Origin of the sequence: Vibrio jasicida 090810c (assembly GCF_002887615.1) — a bacterium.
Taxonomy (GTDB): domain Bacteria; phylum Pseudomonadota; class Gammaproteobacteria; order Enterobacterales; family Vibrionaceae; genus Vibrio; species Vibrio jasicida.
Map to the genome: position 1 here is coordinate 1709032 of NZ_CP025793.1, position 21239 is coordinate 1730270.

The following is a 21239-nucleotide window of genomic DNA, read 5'->3' on the forward strand; positions in this document are numbered from 1 at the left end:
CGGGGTGGATCATGAGTAACAAGCAGATCGAGCACCACCTCAGAAAAGCACTCGTTTCCAACAACGAGTCTTCGAAGGTGACCGCAGACGATACGATCGTGCTAGCCAGTGCGATGACCAGCGTACACAAAACATTGCTGGTTATCTTTTTGCTTTCAATGGTGGCGATCGCCGTAGCGTCTCAAGCTCGTATTGACATTGTGGTGTCAGTGCGCGGTGAGCTATTGCTGGAATCTGACGTAGAAAAAGTGCAACACCTTGAAGGCGGTATTCTCGAAGAAATGTTAGTGCGCAAAGGCGAAGTGGTTTACGAAGGTCAACCCATTGCGCGCATTCGCTCTTTGGATAGAAACACTCAACTCGATACGGTGAACACAGAAATCATTCAGCTTGAGTTAGACAAACTCCGTTATGAAAGTCTGCGCGATATGGTAGAGCCCGATTTCTCTGCCTACATCGAAAAATACCCAGAACTCGTTCAGGTAAATATGAATACCTGGCAGCAAGAGTTTTCCAAAAACCGCTCTAATGAAGAGTTGATCACTCACGACATCAACCACAAGAACTCGTTGATTGATTCTATGCTTAAGCGCCGCAAAAGCTCCGAGAACCAGCTTTCTTTGATTCGTAAGCAGCTCAATATCAAGAACACCTTGTACAAAGAAGAAATGGCGTCTTATGTCGATGTTCTGAATATGCAGGTTCAAGAGTCAAACATGGTGCGTGAGATTGAAAACCTCGATGAGTCGGTCATGAATGAGCGATTTCAACTGGACAAACTAGAGAAGCAGTACCGAGACTTGGTGGAAAACCGCAACTCCGAATACCAAGCACAAATTATTCAAGCGAAGAAAGACCTCAAGCTAAAACGCATTCTTCGTCCTCAACACTCAGACAAAGTGGATCGCCTCGTAGTCTACGCCCCTATTGACGGCGTGGTCGATAAAGTGCACTTCAACTTCCGCTCTGCCGTAATACCTCCGGGTGAAAGTATCGCGGACATTGCGCCGATCAATAACTCCCTTCATGGTGAAGCGAAGATTCCACGTAAAGACATGGGCTTTGTTGAAATCGGACAGGCAGTCAAAGTGAAGATGGACACCTACAACTTTGCCAAATACGGATTTTTGGAAGGTCGAATCGCCTCGATCAGCCGATCGTCCTATGAAGAAGAGGACGCTGAATTCTACCTCGCTGAAATACAGATCAGCCAAAACTATCTAGAGCGCGGAGGCACACAATTCAAGCTGTCCCCTTACATGGAATTCACCGCCGATGTGAAAACAGGGTCACGTCGGGTTATCGAATACGCAGCGAAGCCAGTTATGTCGGCTATCGAAGACGCGTTCGATGAGAGGTAATGGATGAGTAACAAGCCTTCCTACAATATTTCCGTTCCTGTTATGCGCCTAAGCATTGCTTTCAGCTTGGTGCTGGCTGCCCTCGCCTTTTATTTGTATTTGTCTTGGGAAAAAGTGGATTCAGTGGAGCAAGTGCAAAACGCGCCTCTATTGGTTCAAGCTCAACAACTCAACCAAACCATCGAGCTGGATATCCAAACGCTTCAACGCTGTTTATCGGCACGTTATTGCAGTACAACAGAGCTTGATTTTAAGGTTCTGAAAAATGAAATTGATCAGTTTAAGTCTCTCGCATCACTCAACAAAACCGAGTTTAGCTTGGTGGGCGCGACCGAATATACGCAGCTTGAACTGGCGATTAATCGCTTCTCGGACAGCTCAAAAACACGTGACGATGTGTTGGCACTGTATCTCTCGCTCACCAACAACTACCTACAAATGGACGACAACTATCGCACTATGTTTAACAACCATGCGAGCGACCTAATGATGGAGAAAAACGAGTTCTTTATTTGGTTGCTTATGGTCGTTGTTGTGTTGATTGGTATCGCCGTCCTATCGAATTTGGTGGCAATCCTAAAACTGAAAAAATCCAATTCGAATGAGCGCGACATTGACCAAGAATTCGATGGGCTTTATCAAGAGCTCAAACAACTGGATTTACAAAGGTTGGAAGAGTTGCTGAATGAAGTGAGCATCAATCCGAAGCAGCGTCAGATCTACTCTCACTTAAAACTGATTTTCAGCAAACTCGAAGAGCAAAAACGCAATAACGATCTCTACAAGCAGCTCTATGCTCTGATTGGTTACGAGATTCGTGGCATCACCAACACCATTAACGGCGGCGTGCAATATCTCGTTCAAGAGACCGATGAGAGCGGCGTGTTGATGGCGCAAGATATAACCTCGGCTGCCAATACCCTGTCTGAATTGGCAGAGAACTACAACCGACTCATTTCACAAGGGACCGAGAGCAAATCGAAAGAGTTTTCACTGCTTAATGTGTTGTCTGAATTGATGATTCACATCAGTTCCAAAGTGCAGCGAAATGAAGGTGAGCTAGACTGTTTTATCTCGGATAACTTGCCAAACCGTGTTGAAGGGCAATCCACCAGCTTATTCTGGGTGTTGTTCCTACAGCTATCGAATGCCATCCAACTCAAAGCCGACAAAAAACTGTTTGTCACCATTGAATCGGGCGCAGCGTCAGACATCGAAAACACCCGCTTAACCATCAATCTAAACTTCTTAACCACACTGGATGTGCCGCTTGCCAAGCTCAATACCCTACACTGGAGCGACCATAAACAGCACACTGCAACCAAAGACGATCTGGCGAAAAGCGTGTTGAAAGATTATGGCTATTACGAGAGCCATTGGTATCAATCGGGCAATCAGGAACGTTTTCAAATTCAGCTCGATTTGAAAGCCAAAAGCTTCCACACCGAGAAAACTCGCTTCGACAATAAACGTTTGTTGCTATGTGCCAACTCTCAGCTGCGCATTGATGTAATGAACAAAATGTTGGTCAACTTAGGATTAGAGATCACACCAATTCGCACCCCGAACGAGCTCTTCTCTGCTGCAAAAACCTTTGGCGAATACGATGCCATTATGCTGACCGACACGTTCGAGCCAAACAAACTGCCCTCACTGAGCAAAACGGTGAAATCGCAACTGCGCAATCACCCGAACACGAAGTTGCTGCTTTCGGTCACTAGCACTCAGCAAGCGCAAGAGAGCCATACCTTTGTCGACAAGATTCTGAACTCGCCTGCAATTCCGTATGAGTTCATCCCCAATCTGTTAGCAATCATGGAAGCGGAAGCCTCAGAAGATCAGATGGAGAACAGCTCATTCCTGATTGTTGAGGATGACCGTGTTCAACAGATTCTACTCAAACGTATTTTGAGCAAGCAAGAATACGAAGCCGATACCGTTGGCGATGGCGCAGACGCTGTTCAGCACTTCATGAATCAGCGCTCGGATATCATTTTTATGGACTGCATCATGCCGGGCATGGGCGGTATTGAAGCAACCAAACGCATTCGACAATACGAACAAGAAAGCGGACAGAACCCTTGCACCATTATAGGTGCGACAGCATTGACCAGCAGTAATGAACACCAAGCTTGTATCGAAGCTGGAATGGATTACGTGATCAGCAAACCTTATAAAAACGACGAAATCATCAAGGTGATCAACAAGTATGTGGCGGTACAGAAACTTAACTAGCTGCGTATTGGCAGCGCTTACATTGAGCAATGCTCCTTCGGCAATGGCGACCACCTTGCTTGAGGCGGTCAAACTCGGCTTGGAAAACAATTTATCTCTGCGCGCTAGTGACAAAGGCGTGGAAGAAAACGAATACAACATCGACATTAGCCGCTCTAAGTTCCTGCCCTCTTTAAACGGTGCTGCTGATACCACATGGAATGAAAACGAGACCATATTAACGGGAACACCGGATACGCGTTCAAGCTATAATTCAAACAGCTACAGCGTGTCTTTGTCCCAATCGGTGTTTAACCTTGGCGACATCTTCAAATACGGCACCGCAAAGCTGGATTTCAACATTGAAGAAATCAAGCACGAGAACAAAATCCAGGGCACCATTTCTGAAATCGCGACGCAATATTTCGAGTACCTGAAAAACAACGCGCAAATCAAAGCCACCAAAGTCGAGCTTAAATCGTCTGAAACGCGTGAACGCCAAATGCGCCGCAACGTGGAGCTTGGCAACACTGCGGCGAGCGAGTTGTATGAGGTGATTGCTCAGAAAGAAGGCATTGCCAACCGCTTAAGAACCTTAGAAAAAGACCGACGTGTGATTTTGAACGGTTTAGAGATTCAAGTTCAATACCCAGTCACCCCATCGCAGGACATCTACGAAAGCGTGCCCTTGGCGGAAATCAGCGAATCCGAACAACGCGCGATTCTTGAACAAGCTTTGAAGCTCAATAACGACTTATTAGTCGCGAAGAAAACCGTAGAACGCAGCCGAAGAGGCTTGAAAGAAAGCGGTTCAAACTTTGTGCCTACCGTATCGCTCTCTGCCAGTTACCGTTACGACGATGCAAACAACTATGACCGAACCGACCCAACCGCAACAGGAGACAGTAACTCCACCAGCGTCGGTTTGAACTTGAATGTGCCGATTTTCTCCGGCGGTTCGGATTACTACGGTTATCAAAAATCGTCGACTGCTATTGAGCGAACGGAGCTACTGTACCAAGATTCGTTGTTCACGACTCGCAATAGCGTTAACACCTCTGTGCTCAACATTAATGACTTCTCCCGCGCCATTAGCAGTTACGAGAACATCATCCGTGCAAACTACGCCTCGTACAAAGGCATTCAACGCGCTTACCAACTTGGTACGCGAACCATTACCGACTTACTGGCCGCGGAAAGTAAACTGTTTAGCGCGCTACGTGATTACGAGAGCGCGCGCTATGACTACATCATTGAATCAATCAATCTTGAGCAAATCAAAGGCATGCTGTCGGTGCAATCCATCGAAAGCATCATGCAATTGATGAGCGATATCGAAGGCAGAAGCAATCAAGACTTAGTTCCAAAACACCTTCTCTCCAAACCATCGATTAAGAAAGGAGGTCGCAATGCAAACTGAGCATTTTTCCCAAAAGATTAACTTTGCAGACAAGTGTTACCTGACTTTCTCGACGGTCATCTCGACGCTGTTTGGCTTAGTACTGCCCTTTTCGATACTGATTATTTTTGACCGAGTTTTACCTAACCAAGCCAAAGACACGCTGTTTCTTCTGTTTGCCATTATCTTGATCACCATCTTCCTCGACTATCACTTAAAGAATCAGGAAGAGAAGATTTCGTCTGTGATCATGAAGCAATTCGAAACCAACTTAACCAACAAGGTGTTTCAATCCATCTGTTTGGCTGAGATATCGAAGTTTCGTCGCCTAGAACCCGGTGAATACTTAGAGCGTATTGCCACCATTCCAGAGATTAAATCCTTCTTTGGCGGAGAATCTGTACGGGCACTGATCAACCTTGCCGTCAGCATACTGACCATTCTGATTATCGGTCTGATCAACATCTGGGCAGGGGTGACTATCTTGCTCGCCTCCATCGTTTTGGCGATGTTCGCACTCAGTCTTTCCAAGCAAAAAATCAACAGCCTAGAAAACAAATCCGACATCGAAGGCTTAACTACCTCTAAAATCATCGAGATCATCTCTAGCCCACTCGATATCAAAGCGCGCAATATGGAATATCGCGTTGAGAGCTTGATGACACAAATGGTGAAAGAGCGTGAAGTCGAGAACATCAAATACGAGCAAATCGAATCAAACTTCAGCCTTATCTTGTCGCTCATACAACAGCTCTCCATTGCTTGTGTGGTGGTAGTTTTGGCAACGGCAGTTATCAACATGCAATCGAGCCAAGGCATCATGGCAGCCATCATCATGCTTACCAACCGCTACTTCGCCCCATACCAGCAAGTGATGCGCACGGTGAGCCGCTGGGAGTTGAACAAACTTCATATTCAACGAATCGCCGAGTTGCTTGAGCTTGCGGCATCTGTAGAACAACAAAATGACACGACAGAAGTCGAGCGCATCTCGGTGAAGTATTCGGAAAAGCAACGCATCGAGTTTGAGCGTGGTCAGGCTTACTTGCTAACGGGGAAAAGCGGCGCAGGCAAAACCCACCTCGCCAATTGCATTACGCGGCAAAACACCGACAGCAAGCTCGATATCCAAATCAACGAGACACGACTGGATGACGTCAACTACAACGTCTGGCGTAATAGCGTGCTCATGGTCGACAAAACCAGTTCGTTCGTCGAAGGGACCATCATCGACAACCTGACTTGTTTCCGCCCGAGCTTAAACAACACCGCATTTGCGCTTTGCGAAACCATGAACATCAAAGCACAAATCGATGCCCTTCCCGCGGGTTTTTACACCGAGCTTAAAGGACATTTACGCAACCCATTCTCACGCCAAGTCGCTTATGCCTTGTTGTTAGTACGTGCCTTACTCGCGAACAAACGTGTGTTGATCTTCGACGACATCGACTGTGTTTATGATGACGACTTTGCTCGATTGGTTTTGACCAGTACCGCCTATCGTGCCAACGACAAAATCCTCATCATCGTCAGCAATAAGATGGACAAACTCAATCATCGCCTCAAACGCGTCAAACTTACCGGAGGTGACCAATGAGTATTTTGGTTGATTTTAATAATGTCCCTCAGCGCTTGTTGGACTTTGAGGCTCGCAGTTATGACGAGCGATACAATCAGTCGCCTTTGATTCGTGGTTTAGCTTACACCCTCATTGCACTTGAATGGGAAGGCACACCTTCTATCCTCAGCGACGCTTTTATCCCTAAGCCAAAAGACAGCGACAGTTTTATTGCCACGATTGAACGCCTTGGTTACCGTTGTGACGTCACCAAATTAAAAACATTGGAACACATCGAGGGGCACCCTCATCCTTGTTTTATCGAGATAGAAAACCTAACAGCGATTTTCTTGGGCACCAAAGACGGCAAACTGATCCTGTTTGATTACACCAATAACAACACCATTGAATACCCGCTCTGCAAAAAGCCATGTTTGTTGGTCTCGATCAGCGAATACTCCCGCTTATTCCGAGAGCCACCACCAGAATCTCAAGACCGCAGTAACTGGATTAAATACGCGTTTTATCGCTACAACAATGAACTCAAAAGCCTGATTATTCTTAGCTTTGTCATCAGTATCTTGGGCGCGCTCCAACCCTTCTTTATCATGAGTGTGTACAACTTCGCCTTGACGTCTAGCTCGCAAGCCACGCTCTATTGGCTCACGTTGTTTGCCGTGATTGTTGGATTCTCGGAATACTTTTTTAAGAAAATGCGGGTCAACATCATTGCCACGTCAGGTAAGGATTTGGCGGTGCACATTTCTCAAGCGGTTATATCCAAGCTGCTATGGCTCCCGTATGCGATGACATCCACCGCCGGTGTGTCCTCTCAGTTGGCGCGTTTAAAAGACATCGACACATTCCGCCGATTGGTAACGGCAGAGTCGACCTTGAGCTACTTCGATATGCCGTTTGTTATCGTGTTCATTGTCGCGATTGCCATCATGTCAGGAACCGCTGCGTTGGTCGTCATGGCGGGTTTGATTCTGATGTTGGTGTTCTGTGTTTATTCTCGTTACATCTACTCACAAGCCACGTCGAAGAGCTCTCGCGCCAACGCCATGGTTTCTTACCAATGGAATGAGATTCTTCGCGGCATCAAAACCATCCAAGGCTTGCCACTGCTGCGCGTTATTCAATCTCGCTTCAGCGCTTCACACATGCAAAGCACCAACGATGCAGAAAACGTTGCGGTAACCAACAGCAAGGTTCAAGCCGCAGGTGGTAGCTTGATTCAAGTGATAGGTACCGCAAGTATCGTGACCGCGGTTATCGGCGTGATGGATGGCACATCTGATGCCGGCGCCATGCTTGCAACCGTAATTTTAGTCTGGAAGGCGTTAGGTCCGATAATGGGTATCTACAACTCCATATCCAAATTCCAATCCATTAAGGCGTCTTCTGCGCAAATTAACAACCTTATGGCGATGAATGACGACAAGCTAACGTTGGAGAAAAGCCCCCCTATTCGCCTCTTCCAAGGCAGCATTGTCGGCAGCGGTGTAAGTCATCGCTACACTGGCGCAGCAACGGGCTTAACCAATCTCGGGTTTAAAATTGCCCCAGGCGCGAAGGTGGTGATTTGTGGGCCAACAGGTTGCGGTAAAACCACGCTAATTTCCATTCTTGCGGGTTTAGAAGATAGATACCAAGGCGCAGTGTCGGTAGACGGCTACAACATCAAACAGTTCAACAGTTATCGCTATCGAACCTCGATTAACTACATCCCGTTTAATTTGCATATTTTTGAAGGCTCTCTGGAGACTAACTTCATCTTGCATAATGGACTCATCCCTAAAGAAAAGATGCAAGAGATGGTGAGCTTTTTCGAACTCGATGCGTGGTTGCCAGAAGGATTGAACACTCAGCTAAGCGTAGATAAATGCAAGAATTTACCTAACGGTATTCAACAGAAATTGCGCCTCGCGCTGGGGCTTGGAAGTTGCGAACAATCGCTGATCATCATTGACGAACCCTTTAACGGTGCCGAGCAAGAGAACGCTCAATACTTCAACCGTTTGTTCACCGACAAACTGCTTAACAAAACAGTGATTTTCTCCACTAATGATCCTGGATTAATTGCCACATCAAATATGAGTTTAGTGTTGGAGCCGGATGGGAACTTGAAGTATTTTGGCTTAACAGACAAATACTTAAACAGCTTAAGTTAAGACTGTGGCGCTTATTCACAAATCCAGCATTACTTAATGAATGCAATTGACAAACATATAGACCAAAGAGATGATTCGCATGAACAAGACGTATGATAAGGGATGAAATGTACACATTCGTTGCTGACAAACTCGATGCCGTTTATTTATCAGCGATTCCAGACAGCCATGATTTTCAGGATTGTGATATTCCGGAGGAGGAACTCGAGATCCGAGAGATTATTGACGTTTGGTATGAAAGTGCTTTCTTGCCTGATTTCAATCTTCAACGTATTGAAATTGAAAACAAAGCGCAGCTCGTTGAAACCCAAAGTCATGTCATGAGCAAAGACACAGCCACCTTGGCTTTTTTGCTTAAAAATAGAGTTTATCGAGCAGCCCTTAAAAGAGTATTAAGTGTATGGACTCGAGAACAAACCGCTAAAACGCAATTACAACTGCTGTTGCTGTCCACTGAACAATGAAAAAAGCCAGCTAACTCGCTGGCCTACGTACCGTTCTTCTGAGATTAGCAATCTCACTACACCCACCCATCAAATTTCAAACGCTTCTGAATACGCTCAACCGCTTCTATTTGCATTTGGCGCACTCGTTCGTTCGAGATATTTAGCAAACCACCCACTTCAGAAAGAGTCTTAACGCTGTGTTCAAACAAACCGAAACGATGGATTAAGACTTGTTGTAACTTTATCGGCAATGTATTGACCACGTGCTCTAACGCTTGAGTAAAACACTCATCTTCACAGTCTTGCTCAGGGTCTGGCGTATATTTACTTTCACAATGGTCAAGAACGAATGGCGCATGTTGCAAATCAACCGTGGTAGAAACATCAATAAAGCCACTCAAAGCAACCAACTCATCAACTCGCTCGACTTTAACCCCAGAACAGTTAGATAGCTCTGCAATGGAGATGTCTTTACTCATGCTTTTACTCGCGTCGTGTTTTTTGGATGCTAAGCTGTTTATCTCTTTGCAAACATGAACAGGGAGTCGAACCGTACGGCCATTATTCATCAATGCCGCTTCGATATTTTCGCGAATCCACCAAACAGCATAGGTCGAAAAGCGGAAGCCTGGTTCTGGATCAAACTTATCGATGGCTTTGATCAAGCCGATGTTGCCCTCTTCAATTAGGTCAAGCAACGTGAAATTGTTACCAGTACGTTTTAAGTAGCTTTTTGCAATTTTCACCACCAAACGTAAGTTAGACTCAATCATGACCTCGCGCGCTTCTTTATCACCCGCACGATTAAGCTTGGCGTAATGCAGTTCATCTTCTCGAGAGAGTAAATCAATCCCCACGATGTCTTTTAGATAATGCGCGTAAGGATCTTTACCTGCAGAAAGCGTTTCTTTCATTGGCATCTCATCCGTGACACCTCGGGACCTAGCAAAACACTCGTTGTTCATTTCCCCGTCCTTATCAAGCCAACTTTATTTGTGTAACTCTTTGGCTACTTTCCTCCGTGGCTCAATTAATATGCCACCCAACGAATAACATTCGTTTTACGTTGAGTGTAGACAAGGCTTTTTAGCTTTACCAAGAAATTGCATTTAATTTCATATCAACCCTGCACTCAACTGTCAAAACGTGAGCGGGCTGGTATTTATGGAGCAGCATTCAGTATCGTATTTACATCAGAGTTGATAGAAGAGTTTCACTTACTAACAGTTAAATAAATTCACTTTTAAAACATATATTTAAAAACTGTATTTAATATTAGCAAACAACAAAGTCGCAGGTACTTCGCCAAACAAACTGCCACTGCTACCGTTAAAGTTTTGGACTACCGTGAGCAACTGCCAGTCATTAGCGAGAGAGTAGTTACTCGATATCCCAAGGAAATAGGAATGATCGTCGTAGTAACTGGTTGAGAGCGTGACGCGGTTTAAAGGCGTTAAGTCAAAGCTCACTTCGGCATACCATGTATTTCGTGTAAAGCTCAACGTTTTTGCATCGAGAGGAAGGTTCAAATACGCCAATGCGCTTGATGCATCTTGCGGCTCAGAGATAAATAACCACGCCGCACGCCCCATCCAGCTGCGTTTGCCGCCAAAGCTGTAATCCGATTCAATACTGGCAACTGTGGTTTTTCTGGTCGGTTCACCCTCAAATTCTGGATCAATGGGATCAAACCACGTGAGCTCTCCACGAAAACCCGCATCAAACACATCCGTTGCAAAACCAGCACCGAGTAAGTAATCCATCCGAGCTCGCCCTGCAATAAACTGATAATCCCATCCCGATTGATTGGCGAAATAACGCAGTGAGGCACTGTCTTGCCCTGACTGACGAGCTGGTGAAAACACCAAATCTACGCCGTCGGCAAAGCTCAGCTTTCTGCTCAGCATGACCGCATCCGTGCCTGCCCGCTCTTCATAGTCAAAATCGTAAATCGAATACGCATTGTAGATATCGTTTGGACTCCATATCGTATTCATCGACCAATTGATACGAAAGCGCCCTAGTTGCGCTCCCCAGTCATCTTGCTGCCAAGTGAGATATAGACGATCAAGCTGACTGTTAATGACCACATCATCTTCATGCCAGTTTTTGCTTAAATCCATGTAACCAGAATCCAACGCGACCAAATCGGCATAGCCAGGAAAGTCGGTAGAATCGCCCCAAAGTGCTCGATTTCGTAGCCCAACATTCACACGCCAGCTAGAGGAAAAACGGTATTCAAAGTTAAGTCGATTGTGTATCAAGTTATCGAACGTATTATCAGTGCCATCAGGAATACTGTAGGTTGCCATGTATTTGATGTAACCATCCAAATCCCATGACTTTTGAGGCTCTAACCCGGGAACAGCAGACAAGGCAGGACCAGCCTGAAAACTAAGCAATGAAAGACTTAACGCCTTAATAAACACTGCATTTACTTTTGTTCTGGGCAAGTAAGTATTCAATCGGATAGCTTTAGTGCAAGTCGCAGACAAATGGGAAACAGCTCTATGCATGCGACCTCTCTGCGCGATTATCAATATTGCTGAAATCACGCGCCAAACGACCGTCTTCAAACACGATAATTCGGTGAGCACGTTTTATCACTCGCGGATCGTGGGTCGAGAAGATAAACGTCGTTCCCTCTTGTTCGCTAAGTTGCTCCATAATGTCGAGCAGCTCCGCGGTGCTTTTGGCGTCTAGATTGGCAGTAGGTTCGTCCGCCATGACAAAACGAGGCTTCGGCGCTAAAGCACGAGCAACCGCAACACGTTGTTGCTGCCCACCAGACATTTTACCAGGCACCTTATTCATCTGTTCCGCCAATCCCACTTGTTCAAGTAAAGACGTCGCACGTTCACGACACTCTCGCTCGGTTTTGCCTTGCAGCTGCATGACGAATTCCACATTCTCTAGCGCGGTTAACACAGGTAACAAACTGTAGTCTTGGAAGATGAAGCCTATATTATCGCGCCGATAGGCAATCAGTTCTTTTTCTGACATCGATGAAATCATGCAACCGTCGATTTCCACCTTGCCAGAGCTTGGGGCATCAATACCGCCAATCATGTTCAGCAACGTCGTTTTACCCGAACCGGATGGTCCCATGATCGCAACAAATTCACCCTGCTTAATCTCTAAGTCTACCGACTGCACTGCGTGCACAGGGTAATCACCATCGGCGTTGTAAATCTTAGTTAGGTTTTCTAGTTTGATGGTCATTAGCTTTTCTCCGCCATGGCATCCACAGGTCGATGCTTCAAAATTTGTCGTGCGGGATACAGGGCTGCGATAAGGCTGGCAACAAAAATCGCGATAATGATCATTTGATATTCCGCTATTGATACCCGTGGATAAAGCAAGGTATCCACGCCATAAGCCCCTAGCCCTTCCGCCATACCAGCCAGCGACAATCCGGTAACACTTAGTACCTTAAGCATAATTGCACTCCCGAGTAACCCAAGCGCACAACCGCTTAATCCGAGGAACAAGGTTTCGAAAACGATCAACAAGCGTATCTTGTGTTTTTGCATCCCGACAGCCATTAACACACCGAACTCTCGCGTGCGTTCAAACACCGACATCAGCATAATATTGATGATGCCAAGGGTCATCGCCAGCACAAACACCACCAGCATCACTTGGTTAGAAATATCCATCGTGCTCATCATGGTTGAGAGCAAAGGTTGGATCTCCTGCCAAGGTCTCACACTGAGCAAGTCTTTACTTTCCGGCGGCAAAATAGAGTGAGTGAACGCCAGTAACTGCTTGAGCTCAGTGTAGTTATTAGAAGTAAGGAGTATCGCGATTTCGTGCGTGCCACTCAGCCCCGCTACCTTTTCAAGATCCGCTTTTCGGACGTAAACATTCCCGTCATCAAATCCTGTCGATGGTGTTTTGAATATACCTCGAACACGAAATGCCGCGCCTGCGACCTCCCCGTTCACATCAGACAAAGTGAGTACGACTTTGGAGCCAACGCGTAGCTTCAATCGTTCGGCTATCTTGCTCGAAACCAAAATCGAATTTCTGCCTTCTTCACTCAGCCACTCCCCGTCGACAATATGTTTCGAGAGTGGCGTGATGTTTTGCTCTTGCTCGATATTAACGCCGTTGATGCGAATACCACGTGTACTGCGCGCCGACGCTATCATGCCATCTGCTAGAAATCGCTCAGAGATGGCTTTCACTTCTCGGTTACTGGCCAACACTTTGCTTATCTTATCCGCATCGGGAATCACATCTTTTAGCTCAGGATTAACCAAGTAGGACTTTTGCTGGATCTGCAAATGACTGGTTTGCCAAGAGATGGCGTTCTTGATCATGCTATCGACCAAGCCATTCATGAACCCCATCATGGCAACCACGCCCATCAGGCCAAATACCATGGCTCCGAGCATAATTAAGGTTCTCAACTTGTTGCGCCACAAGTTACGCCAAGCCAACTTAACCAGCATGAGCACCTCCTTTTAGCCCTGCCGCAATGGGCATTCGAAACATGCGAGCCATTGGGTAAAGCAGACATAACAAAAGAATGAACAGCACGACGGCGATTTGATTGAGCAGTAAGTATGGGGCGAGCGAAACGGGCACAATAGGTTCAAAACCACTTTCGCGCATGAGCTTGGCAGCATCGCCGGTAATTTCGATTGGATTAAAGTAGAAATACCCCAACACAGGGGCACTCACGATAAGCCCAATAATGATGCCAATGACGGACATAAACAGAGACTCTATCGTGAGCAGAAGGACGAGCTTGGAGCGCAACATTCCGGTTGCCAGCATGACGGCGAACTCGCGCTGGCGTTCCAATGTCGTCATCAAGATTGTCGCGAACAAGCCAAAACCAACAATACCGTAGAGAATGTAAATCAAGAAAATACCGCCCGCTTTATCTAAGGCGATTTGCTGTGCCATTTCTGGCGACAACTCTTTCCAATCCTTCACGGCGACATTTTTGCCATACTCGGCTTTAAGTTGTTCAACGGTATCAGGTAAGTCTCTTAGACTCTCAGTATTCAAAAACCATGCGGTGACTTGGCCATCCAATGAATACAGGTTTTGCGCAGTATCGAGCGGCATGTACACCAACTGAGAATCAAGCTGCTGCAAAGGAAAATGAAGAATGCCCGAAATTTGATACAAACCTGCCGCGGTCTGTCCTCGATAACCGGCACCATATAGCACCAGTTCATCGCCAACCTTGAGTTGCAAATAATTCGCCAAACCACCACCAACTAGCACTGATTTTTGCCTTGATTGGATGTAGCTTCCCTCAATCAACTTGTCGCTGATATTGGAGTACCGGTCTTCAGCTTCAGGCTCAACGCCTAGTACCATCACGCCTTTTGAACGTTCGTCTTTTGCGGCTAAAGCAAAAGACTCTACCCGAGGCAATACCACATCAATATTAGGATTGCTTTTCGCCGCTGAAATGAAGGTGCTGGTTTGCGGCAATACATCATCAATACTTGAGGAATCACTAAACTTTGGGTTCTGTAACTGAATGAGCCCTGTGTAGAATTTGGCCGCGTTTTTAATATTGGCGCTATAACTGCCCTCTTGGAAAGCACGAGTAATGAGAGAAAGGAACAAAACCAAAGCCAATGCAGAAGCAGTCAATAACGTTCTGCGTTTTTGTCGCCATAAGTTTCGCCACGCCAGTTTCACCAACATTTGTCTATATCCTCACAAGGATCTTAACCATCAAATGAGTCTAATCACGTAAAGACTTCATTTGCTGCTGAGAGAAAAAACTGTCATCGATATCAAAATCAAACTGCGCTTGGTGAGTAATGAGTACGGTTTTGTTTTCTGGCTTATCAAGCGGCTGCATTTCCATTCTGGTCGCCAATTTTCTCCCGCCGAGCTCTTTCACATCATAAGTCGTCATCACGTTCACTCTCTCATCAAACTCATCGTAGAATTCCACTTTGCGCTGCAGATAGGTCGATTTGGAAATCCACAACGTTACTTTGCTCCAAACCACGGGAGCATCGGGCTTAGCAACCGCATCTATCACCCAAACCTTGTCGCCATCAAATGTATCCTCGCCTTTCAATTGATGCTGATAATCGACCACAACGGAAGACTGGTTGATCAAGTCATCGTTGGTGAAGTCTGAGCCCATCCACGACTGGCTCAACATAGATGGCGCAATTTTGATGACGCGTTCAATACTCGGCACCCAATTCCACATTTCGCGCTGGCGTTTCAACGAGGCACTTCCTTTGTCCTTGGCCGGTGCTGTCACTAATACGAGCGATAAATCCGTTCCTTTAGTCCAACTTTTCATTGTCATTGAACGTGTCCAATCAGGCCGAACAATCTCCATTGTTGATTCGCTGTAGCTCGAGTCGCCTCGCATTGCTTGATCTGACTTTTTAACAATGTCGGAGGCACTTTCAGCATGCAAAGAACATGAAGCAGTAACACACAGTAGAGATAATAAGGCTTTATACATGACATACCTCAATGTTAGAAAAACAATGATTTACTAAAAAAATAACAATGAAAACAGTAGGTTCAAATCAGTATAGCAAGCAAGATGGAGGGGGTAGCGAGAGGTGGTTCAAAGTTTTACTGAACCTTACGAAGTAACGGCTCAACGTTAGTTCTATTAATGATCTGAAAAACAGCGCGGTTCTTACCATTGGCCTTACCGCAATACATAAGTTGATCTGCGTCTTGTAAACTTAATTTTGCATCGAATGTTGGATAGAAAGCGCATCCTAGGCTGACACTAACGTGCATAGTTTTTCCATCTAGCAATATGGGAAAATCGTTTATCCGAGCACAAATTTCCCTAGCAAGCACTTCTGCTTCTTCCGCGGAGAGTGCTGCTGTCACCAAAGCGAATTCTTCACCACCAATACGAGCAAGCGTCATGCGCTCATCAATAACGGATTGAGCGGTATTCGCAACCGCGACGATCGCTTTGTCCCCAACTAGGTGACCAAACTGGTCGTTAATCGACTTAAAGTCATCGATATCAAACACCATCACAGTCAAGTTGCTGCGAATGGCGCTCAGCGTAGAAAGTTGCTCTATCAAATGACGGCGGTTGTAGAGCTTTGTCAAAGGATCAGTCAGGGTCAACTCGAATAATTGTTGGTTGGCGAGCGTTAACTGCCGAGTCCGTAGCTCGACAGTTCGTTTTAATGAAAAGATATGAAACATTGCAGCGATGATAAGAGCAAAAACGGCAACGGGGACAAGGTAAGTGGGGTATACGGTTTTCACATGTATCCAGCGGCTTAAGATGCGATCTTTATCCGTTTCTAGCACTCGTTCAAAGGCATGTGAAATTTTTGCAATGGACATAGGGCTGCCAACACCTGCTGCAATTCTTAAGTCTTTACTATAAAGATGCAACGCAGGAACGAATGTCAGGCCCTCCGGCACGGTTGCCATGTAAAAATTAGTGACTTGCATATCAGCTACGAATAGGAAAATTTTCTTCTCTGCCGCGGCACGCAGCATCGCATCATTATTTGCATAAAGGGTGAGTGTTGCTTTCGGGTATCTTTGCCGTACAAAGAACTCTTCGTAGCCACCTTTTACGATGCCCACTTCCATTGCCGAGTCGCCCTTAAGCACCGCATTGATTTCAAGGCCCAGTATGTCCTTGTTGATATACAGTTGGGTATCAATTGGCATGATCACCGAGCCAAAGTCTAAATAGGTATCCCTCTCTCGTGAATAAATCAACCCGGCATGAATATCAGCCTTGCCCTCTTTCACAGCTTGTAAAGATGCTTCCCAGTCTAAGAGTAGAAATTCTACGTGTAGATGATTTCGAGCTGCAAATTCTTTCCAAAAGTCGATAAGAATGCCTTGAGGTTCACCATCTGGCGTTAGGTAAGAAAAAGGTTTCCACGCTTTAGAATTGGCGACAACAAGTGTATCTTGCTGCGAATCATGGCTATAACAAGCAGCACTGTACAACACCGTCATCACCAGCGTTAAAAAGAGCAGCTTTGTGCTTTTCCAACCATAAGAACTATAACGTATGAGGTACATACAAACTTTCGCCAACCTTAGGTTCATCTCGTCTAAGACTTCAATCGAACCTAAGATATAGCAGAGACTTATCAAACTGGTAGAACACCTTATTGATATGAATCTAAATTAATACATATTTTCTCAAAAATGATACTTTTTAACTATTCGTTACTGCCAATTGATAAGCCCTTATGATGAATTTTATATCGAGAATAGTATGGTAGAACTCAAACGTTTGCTTAGAATTTTTATGCAGCAGCGAAAACACCTGACATAGCCCACAAAAAAACATAAAAAATGTAATGATTATTCGCTCGATAACTGTGGTTTTTGTTAACTTACGCGCAATTTTTTTTGTGACCCGAATTTTTCGCTTTCGCTATGCCTTCTCAATATAGAATTAACAAAATCGTCGAAATTGGCGATACATTGCACCGCAGTGGTTGCGCACCATACAAGGTAGAGAAGTACACTCAACACTATGCTCAAAAGCATGGCGTCGATGTGATGATCCAAGCGACACCGACTGCGATCAACTATCAATTTCCCGATGACAACAACGCTGTGGTTCTTAAGCGCCTAAAACCTGCCTCTATTAATCTAAGCTTGTTAGCGAACACCATTATTCGGATCAACCAACCGAGTAGCGACCCTGTTCCTGAACCTGCGGGCTATCCGCCTTGGGTCATTGCGCTTGCGAACATGGGCATACCGCCAGCGTATTTAATGTTAGTTGGTAGCACATTAGAAGCGGTTGGTTTTGCATTTTTACTCGGTTTTATGGTGTGGGGCTGTCAGCAGGTCTGTCGGGCTCGACGAGCAATAGCCGTCGAGTTCATCGCCGCCCTATTTACAGGCATCATCGTTGCCTATCTTTCCAGCACAGGTTTACCTATACCCGTTTGGGCATTGTGCATCGCGACTATTGTCTTATTTGTACCGGGACTATCTATCGCCAACTCACTTGAATGTTTAGCATTTAATGATTTGGTTTCCGGAACGAGTTTACTCGGACAATGTGCACTCACATTGATCAAACTGTTTGTCGGCATCACTATGGGTCTCAATATTGGCGAGGCGATTTGGGGGCAAGCCCAGTCCATCGCGTATACCAACGAGATCCCGATTTGGATGCACATCAGCGGCTTATTTTTAATCTCTGCTTGTTTGGGTGTGATTTTTAATGCCCGTCTGATCGATATTCTACTGGGCTTACCCGTTGCTATGCTCGGGATGTGGGGACCTTTCTACCTTGGATTTGAAAGTGGTTGGGTGGTAGGCACATGGGTAACAACCGTGTTGATCACGTTATACGGTACATGGATAGCGAAAAAGATGGAGTTAACGGGGTCCATTTACATTGTCCAAGGCATCATCATTTTGGTTCCGGGCAGTCGCGTGTTGGTTAGCGCAAGTCAATCTGTGTTTGAACAATCAATTCTACCAATACCAAGTATTGGTCTTTCTGCCCTGTTTATGTTCTCGGCCATCGTTGCTGGACAAATCACCGCTTACTCTATCTACTCGCCAAAAATTGAACGCTAGCCAACATCGATTCTTCAGCCATGAAAAAAGCCCTATTCAAAATCCACTGTAGTGAAAACTTTGAATAGGGCTCTTTGCCTCTATGTTTCGCTTTTCTGTTAAAACTGCCTTTCCCTTTCTTTGCTTTTACTACTCGAGTTTTGAATAGTTGGCTGGTTACTACTGCTTTTAGTGCGTTATCTTTGATTTCGCCTCGGCCGAATTCGGTATCTTGATGACATTCATTCAGCTGAGGAGTCGGTTTTTTCGTTGCCATAAGTCCTCCGCAATGGTCGAACCAGATTGGACAATAATTTTCGAAAATAGTCAAATTTGTAGAATTAAATTCATTTTATTCTTCAAAAACTTCACAACAACGTCATTTATTTGAAATTTCATCAAAAATACAGTGGTTAAAAAGTGACTAAATACAAATATTTGCCCTATAAGCACCAATATATGTTGACTCTGCCTGTATTTAACCTAGACTCTCTCACGGCTAGAAAGAAAGTTCTTTGTTTTCACATTTCGTTGGATTACTCGTAATTCCCCCGTCCTGTGGTACGCAATAGCAATTTATTTTTCCACGCTATAAGCGCCGTATTAGGCGAAGATTTACATAAATTAGATATTTAGGAAATAGACATGTCTAACAAAGCTACTGGTACAGTTAAGTGGTTCAACGAAACTAAAGGCTTCGGCTTCATCCAACAAGAAAACGGTCCTGACGTTTTCGCTCACTTCTCTGCAATCCAAGGTGACGGCTTCCGTACTCTTGTTGAAGGCCAGAAAGTAGAATTCGAAATCACTCAAGGTCAAAAAGGTCCACAAGCTGAGAAAATCACTCTAGTTTAATCCTTTAAGATTTTGATATGGTAGCCAGCTCTAAGCTGGCTATTTTTTTGCCCTTAATTTATTGATACCCCTTATGGCTTTAAAACCGACAATTTACAAGTTTCGTATCGCAATCTCCGATATGAACAACGACCACTACGACTCTAAGAACCTAACCATCGCCCTTCATCCTTCAGAGAAACCACAACGCATGCTCGCGCGTATTTTGGCTTTCTGTCTTAATGCAAAAGATGATTTAGAGTTCACGAAAGGTCTTTCAACAACTGAAGAACCGGATTTGTGGCGGGTGGAAGACGATCAGAGCATCACGCACTGGATCGAAATTGGTGAGCCAGAACCGGACCGCATCAAGAAAGCAACCCGCTTAGCAAAACGTGTAAAAGTGTATACCTACAACACAAAAGCATCCGTTTGGTGGGACAAGATGGCAGGCAAGTTTGGCATGCTTCCTGTTGATGTGGCAAGTTTGGATTACGACGCTATCGACTTGATTTCACAACACCTTGACCGCGGCACTAGCCTTTCTGTTATGATTACCGGCACCTCAATTTTCGTTGATATAAACGAACAACACGTCGAAGTGACGGTGAAGGAATTACAAAGTAATGACGCCTCTTAATGAACTGATCCAAGAAATGGGGTTCAAAAACATCCCTTTCGTTAACGAGCATAAAGCCGCGAGACGACGTTGGACCAAAGAACAAGCCCCATTGTTCATTAGAGTATGTGAAAACAAGCCTGAAACGGCGCCTGCCCTGCATTTACTTGGACTTTTGACCAAGTCTCATATTGAAGCCAGCGCACTGTACGAGCAGCATTCCACGTCTTCTCAACATATGCAGAAAGCGCTGAGTGATACCTTAGGCGATGAGCATGCAGACAAGTTTACTAATCAGTCCGCAGAAGACTTAATACTCATCACTCACCTATGGCTGTATACGCAAGGCTACTTAAACATGGATTTTAGTCTTGCTCATGATCATGCAGAACAAACTCAAGAAAGCCTTCAGCACGAACTCGTAATTAAACGTATGGATCTCGATGCTTTCCGTACCGACTTAATGCAGAGCTTCTACCTTGGTAAAGAAGCAACCCCAGCCAAATCGAATGGATTATTTGGTTGGTTAAGGCAACTCTTTTCCTCATAAAAAACATGGTTTTGTCAAAACCCGACACCTGCTAGACTACGCCCTACATACATGCAACGATTTCTTAACTATTGAGCTCATTGCATGCTCGTAAAGGACACTCATCCATTGAACATCAAGGGATCATTATGACGTTTATCCGTTGGATTTTGGGAAAAATCATTTTACTTCTCAATGCTGTATTCTCTCCTCGCGGCGTTAAGCGTAGCGAAGAAGCTCAAAAAAGTGTTGACGAAAAAGCCACACATTACGCGCTATACCAATTTGAAGCCTGTCCTTTTTGCGTAAAAGTTCGTCGAGCGATGAAACGCCAGTCAGTAAACATCGAATTGCGTGACGCAAAAAATGACTCAGTACATCGTGAAGCACTGGAGCAAGGTGGCGGTCGCGTTAAAGTACCGTGTCTTCGTATTGAAAAAGATGGCGAAACACAATGGCTTTACGAATCTTCAGACATCGTGACATACATTGAAAAAGAATTTGCCTAGTTCCCCCTAAGAACATTGGCGGATGTAGAAGAGGCACCTATTGGTGCCTCTTTTCTTTGATGCGAAAA

General features: G+C 45.2%; 19 protein-coding genes. 11 read left to right on the forward strand and 8 right to left on the reverse strand.

Translation table 11 applies throughout. The annotated features are described in order from the left end of the window. Positions 1 to 11 precede the first annotated feature (11 nt). The 6 genes from C1S73_RS25090 (at position 12) to C1S73_RS25115 (ending at position 9170) form a co-directional block, all read left to right on the forward strand. Positions 12 to 1361 (forward strand): HlyD family type I secretion periplasmic adaptor subunit, encoded by a 1350-nt coding sequence (locus C1S73_RS25090; protein ID WP_038867460.1) that lies wholly within the window; start codon positions 12 to 14, stop codon positions 1359 to 1361. Between the two features lie 3 nt (positions 1362 to 1364). After that, on the forward strand, positions 1365 to 3596 hold the full coding sequence (locus C1S73_RS25095; protein WP_038867458.1) for an ATP-binding response regulator: 2232 nt from the start codon (positions 1365 to 1367) through the stop codon (positions 3594 to 3596). Then, the gene (locus C1S73_RS25100) at positions 3571 to 4995 is read left to right on the forward strand and encodes a TolC family protein (protein ID WP_038867457.1); all 1425 of its coding nucleotides are present in this window, start codon (positions 3571 to 3573) and stop codon (positions 4993 to 4995) included. The genes C1S73_RS25095 and C1S73_RS25100 overlap by 26 nt, the downstream gene beginning before the upstream one ends. Beyond that, positions 4985 to 6571 (forward strand): ATP-binding cassette domain-containing protein, encoded by a 1587-nt coding sequence (locus tag C1S73_RS25105; protein ID WP_038867454.1) that lies wholly within the window; start codon positions 4985 to 4987, stop codon positions 6569 to 6571. The genes C1S73_RS25100 and C1S73_RS25105 overlap by 11 nt, the downstream gene beginning before the upstream one ends. Further along, positions 6568 to 8706, forward strand: a complete 2139-nt coding sequence (locus tag C1S73_RS25110; protein WP_038867451.1) for an ATP-binding cassette domain-containing protein — start codon at positions 6568 to 6570, stop codon at positions 8704 to 8706. The genes C1S73_RS25105 and C1S73_RS25110 overlap by 4 nt, the downstream gene beginning before the upstream one ends. Before the next feature lie 107 nt (positions 8707 to 8813). Next, complete coding sequence (locus tag C1S73_RS25115) at positions 8814 to 9170, forward strand: hypothetical protein (RefSeq protein ID WP_038867489.1); 357 nt, start codon at positions 8814 to 8816, stop codon at positions 9168 to 9170. A gap of 56 nt (positions 9171 to 9226) precedes the next feature. Here C1S73_RS25115 and C1S73_RS25120 read toward each other — a convergent pair whose 3' ends face one another. The 7 genes from C1S73_RS25120 to C1S73_RS25150 all read right to left on the reverse strand — a co-directional run bounded on the left by C1S73_RS25120 (position 9227) and on the right by C1S73_RS25150 (position 17174). Beyond that, positions 9227 to 10117, reverse strand: a complete 891-nt coding sequence (locus C1S73_RS25120) for a sigma-70 family RNA polymerase sigma factor (RefSeq protein ID WP_038867449.1) — start codon at positions 10115 to 10117, stop codon at positions 9227 to 9229. Between the two features lie 291 nt (positions 10118 to 10408). Then, positions 10409 to 11668, reverse strand: a complete 1260-nt coding sequence (locus C1S73_RS25125) for a hypothetical protein (RefSeq protein WP_038867447.1) — start codon at positions 11666 to 11668, stop codon at positions 10409 to 10411. Beyond that, positions 11661 to 12374 (reverse strand): ABC transporter ATP-binding protein, encoded by a 714-nt coding sequence (locus tag C1S73_RS25130; RefSeq protein ID WP_009704729.1) that lies wholly within the window; start codon positions 12372 to 12374, stop codon positions 11661 to 11663. Before C1S73_RS25130 ends, C1S73_RS25125 begins: the two co-directional genes overlap by 8 nt. Next, the gene (locus C1S73_RS25135) at positions 12374 to 13609 is read right to left on the reverse strand and encodes an ABC transporter permease (protein ID WP_038867444.1); all 1236 of its coding nucleotides are present in this window, start codon (positions 13607 to 13609) and stop codon (positions 12374 to 12376) included. Before C1S73_RS25135 ends, C1S73_RS25130 begins: the two co-directional genes overlap by 1 nt. Then, positions 13599 to 14828, reverse strand: coding sequence for an ABC transporter permease (locus C1S73_RS25140; RefSeq protein WP_038867442.1), 1230 nt, complete (start codon positions 14826 to 14828; stop codon positions 13599 to 13601). Before C1S73_RS25140 ends, C1S73_RS25135 begins: the two co-directional genes overlap by 11 nt. A 40-nt stretch (positions 14829 to 14868) precedes the next feature. Next, positions 14869 to 15615, reverse strand: a complete 747-nt coding sequence (locus tag C1S73_RS25145; RefSeq protein ID WP_038867441.1) for an outer membrane lipoprotein-sorting protein — start codon at positions 15613 to 15615, stop codon at positions 14869 to 14871. A 116-nt stretch (positions 15616 to 15731) separates the two neighbouring features. Then, positions 15732 to 17174, reverse strand: a complete 1443-nt coding sequence (locus C1S73_RS25150; RefSeq protein ID WP_038867440.1) for a transporter substrate-binding domain-containing diguanylate cyclase — start codon at positions 17172 to 17174, stop codon at positions 15732 to 15734. Between the two features lie 363 nt (positions 17175 to 17537). On the opposite strand from C1S73_RS25150, the gene C1S73_RS25155 reads away from it, so the two are divergent. Continuing rightward, on the forward strand, positions 17538 to 18701 hold the full coding sequence (locus tag C1S73_RS25155) for a threonine/serine exporter family protein (protein ID WP_038867439.1): 1164 nt from the start codon (positions 17538 to 17540) through the stop codon (positions 18699 to 18701). On the opposite strand, the gene C1S73_RS25160 is transcribed toward C1S73_RS25155, so the two are convergent. Then, positions 18673 to 18957, reverse strand: a complete 285-nt coding sequence (locus C1S73_RS25160; protein ID WP_038867438.1) for an alternative ribosome-rescue factor A — start codon at positions 18955 to 18957, stop codon at positions 18673 to 18675. The two genes, C1S73_RS25155 and C1S73_RS25160, sit on opposite strands and share 29 nt — an antisense overlap. 368 nt (positions 18958 to 19325) lie before the next feature. On the opposite strand from C1S73_RS25160, the gene C1S73_RS25165 reads away from it, so the two are divergent. The 4 genes from C1S73_RS25165 (at position 19326) to C1S73_RS25180 (ending at position 21171) form a co-directional block, all read left to right on the forward strand. After that, positions 19326 to 19535 (forward strand): cold-shock protein, encoded by a 210-nt coding sequence (locus C1S73_RS25165; RefSeq protein ID WP_005433440.1) that lies wholly within the window; start codon positions 19326 to 19328, stop codon positions 19533 to 19535. Between the two features lie 73 nt (positions 19536 to 19608). Further along, a complete protein-coding gene (locus C1S73_RS25170) occupies positions 19609 to 20154 on the forward strand; it encodes a YaeQ family protein (RefSeq protein ID WP_038867436.1) in 546 nt (181 codons plus the stop codon). After that, positions 20141 to 20683 carry a hypothetical protein gene (locus C1S73_RS25175; protein WP_038867435.1) on the forward strand — a complete coding sequence of 181 codons (543 nt, stop codon included), beginning with the start codon at positions 20141 to 20143 and terminating at the stop codon, positions 20681 to 20683. The genes C1S73_RS25170 and C1S73_RS25175 overlap by 14 nt, the downstream gene beginning before the upstream one ends. Positions 20684 to 20811: 128 nt before the next feature. Further along, positions 20812 to 21171 (forward strand): glutaredoxin family protein, encoded by a 360-nt coding sequence (locus tag C1S73_RS25180; RefSeq protein WP_038867434.1) that lies wholly within the window; start codon positions 20812 to 20814, stop codon positions 21169 to 21171. Positions 21172 to 21239: the final 68 nt, after the last annotated feature.

Coding starts and splice junctions, on each gene's coding strand:
- C1S73_RS25130 (WP_009704729.1), bottom strand. CDS start 12,374: ATGACCATCAAACTAGAAAACCTAACTAAGATTTACAACGCCGATGGT.
- C1S73_RS25170 (WP_038867436.1), top strand. CDS start 19,609: ATGGCTTTAAAACCGACAATTTACAAGTTTCGTATCGCAATCTCCGAT.
- C1S73_RS25120 (WP_038867449.1), bottom strand. CDS start 10,117: ATGAACAACGAGTGTTTTGCTAGGTCCCGAGGTGTCACGGATGAGATG.
- C1S73_RS25125 (WP_038867447.1), bottom strand. CDS start 11,668: ATGCATAGAGCTGTTTCCCATTTGTCTGCGACTTGCACTAAAGCTATC.
- C1S73_RS25180 (WP_038867434.1), top strand. CDS start 20,812: ATGACGTTTATCCGTTGGATTTTGGGAAAAATCATTTTACTTCTCAAT.
- C1S73_RS25110 (WP_038867451.1), top strand. CDS start 6,568: ATGAGTATTTTGGTTGATTTTAATAATGTCCCTCAGCGCTTGTTGGAC.
- C1S73_RS25090 (WP_038867460.1), top strand. CDS start 12: ATGAGTAACAAGCAGATCGAGCACCACCTCAGAAAAGCACTCGTTTCC.
- C1S73_RS25145 (WP_038867441.1), bottom strand. CDS start 15,615: ATGTATAAAGCCTTATTATCTCTACTGTGTGTTACTGCTTCATGTTCT.
- C1S73_RS25150 (WP_038867440.1), bottom strand. CDS start 17,174: ATGTACCTCATACGTTATAGTTCTTATGGTTGGAAAAGCACAAAGCTG.
- C1S73_RS25105 (WP_038867454.1), top strand. CDS start 4,985: ATGCAAACTGAGCATTTTTCCCAAAAGATTAACTTTGCAGACAAGTGT.
- C1S73_RS25135 (WP_038867444.1), bottom strand. CDS start 13,609: ATGCTGGTTAAGTTGGCTTGGCGTAACTTGTGGCGCAACAAGTTGAGA.
- C1S73_RS25140 (WP_038867442.1), bottom strand. CDS start 14,828: ATGTTGGTGAAACTGGCGTGGCGAAACTTATGGCGACAAAAACGCAGA.
- C1S73_RS25175 (WP_038867435.1), top strand. CDS start 20,141: ATGACGCCTCTTAATGAACTGATCCAAGAAATGGGGTTCAAAAACATC.
- C1S73_RS25160 (WP_038867438.1), bottom strand. CDS start 18,957: ATGGCAACGAAAAAACCGACTCCTCAGCTGAATGAATGTCATCAAGAT.
- C1S73_RS25095 (WP_038867458.1), top strand. CDS start 1,365: ATGAGTAACAAGCCTTCCTACAATATTTCCGTTCCTGTTATGCGCCTA.
- C1S73_RS25155 (WP_038867439.1), top strand. CDS start 17,538: ATGCCTTCTCAATATAGAATTAACAAAATCGTCGAAATTGGCGATACA.
- C1S73_RS25165 (WP_005433440.1), top strand. CDS start 19,326: ATGTCTAACAAAGCTACTGGTACAGTTAAGTGGTTCAACGAAACTAAA.
- C1S73_RS25100 (WP_038867457.1), top strand. CDS start 3,571: ATGTGGCGGTACAGAAACTTAACTAGCTGCGTATTGGCAGCGCTTACA.
- C1S73_RS25115 (WP_038867489.1), top strand. CDS start 8,814: ATGTACACATTCGTTGCTGACAAACTCGATGCCGTTTATTTATCAGCG.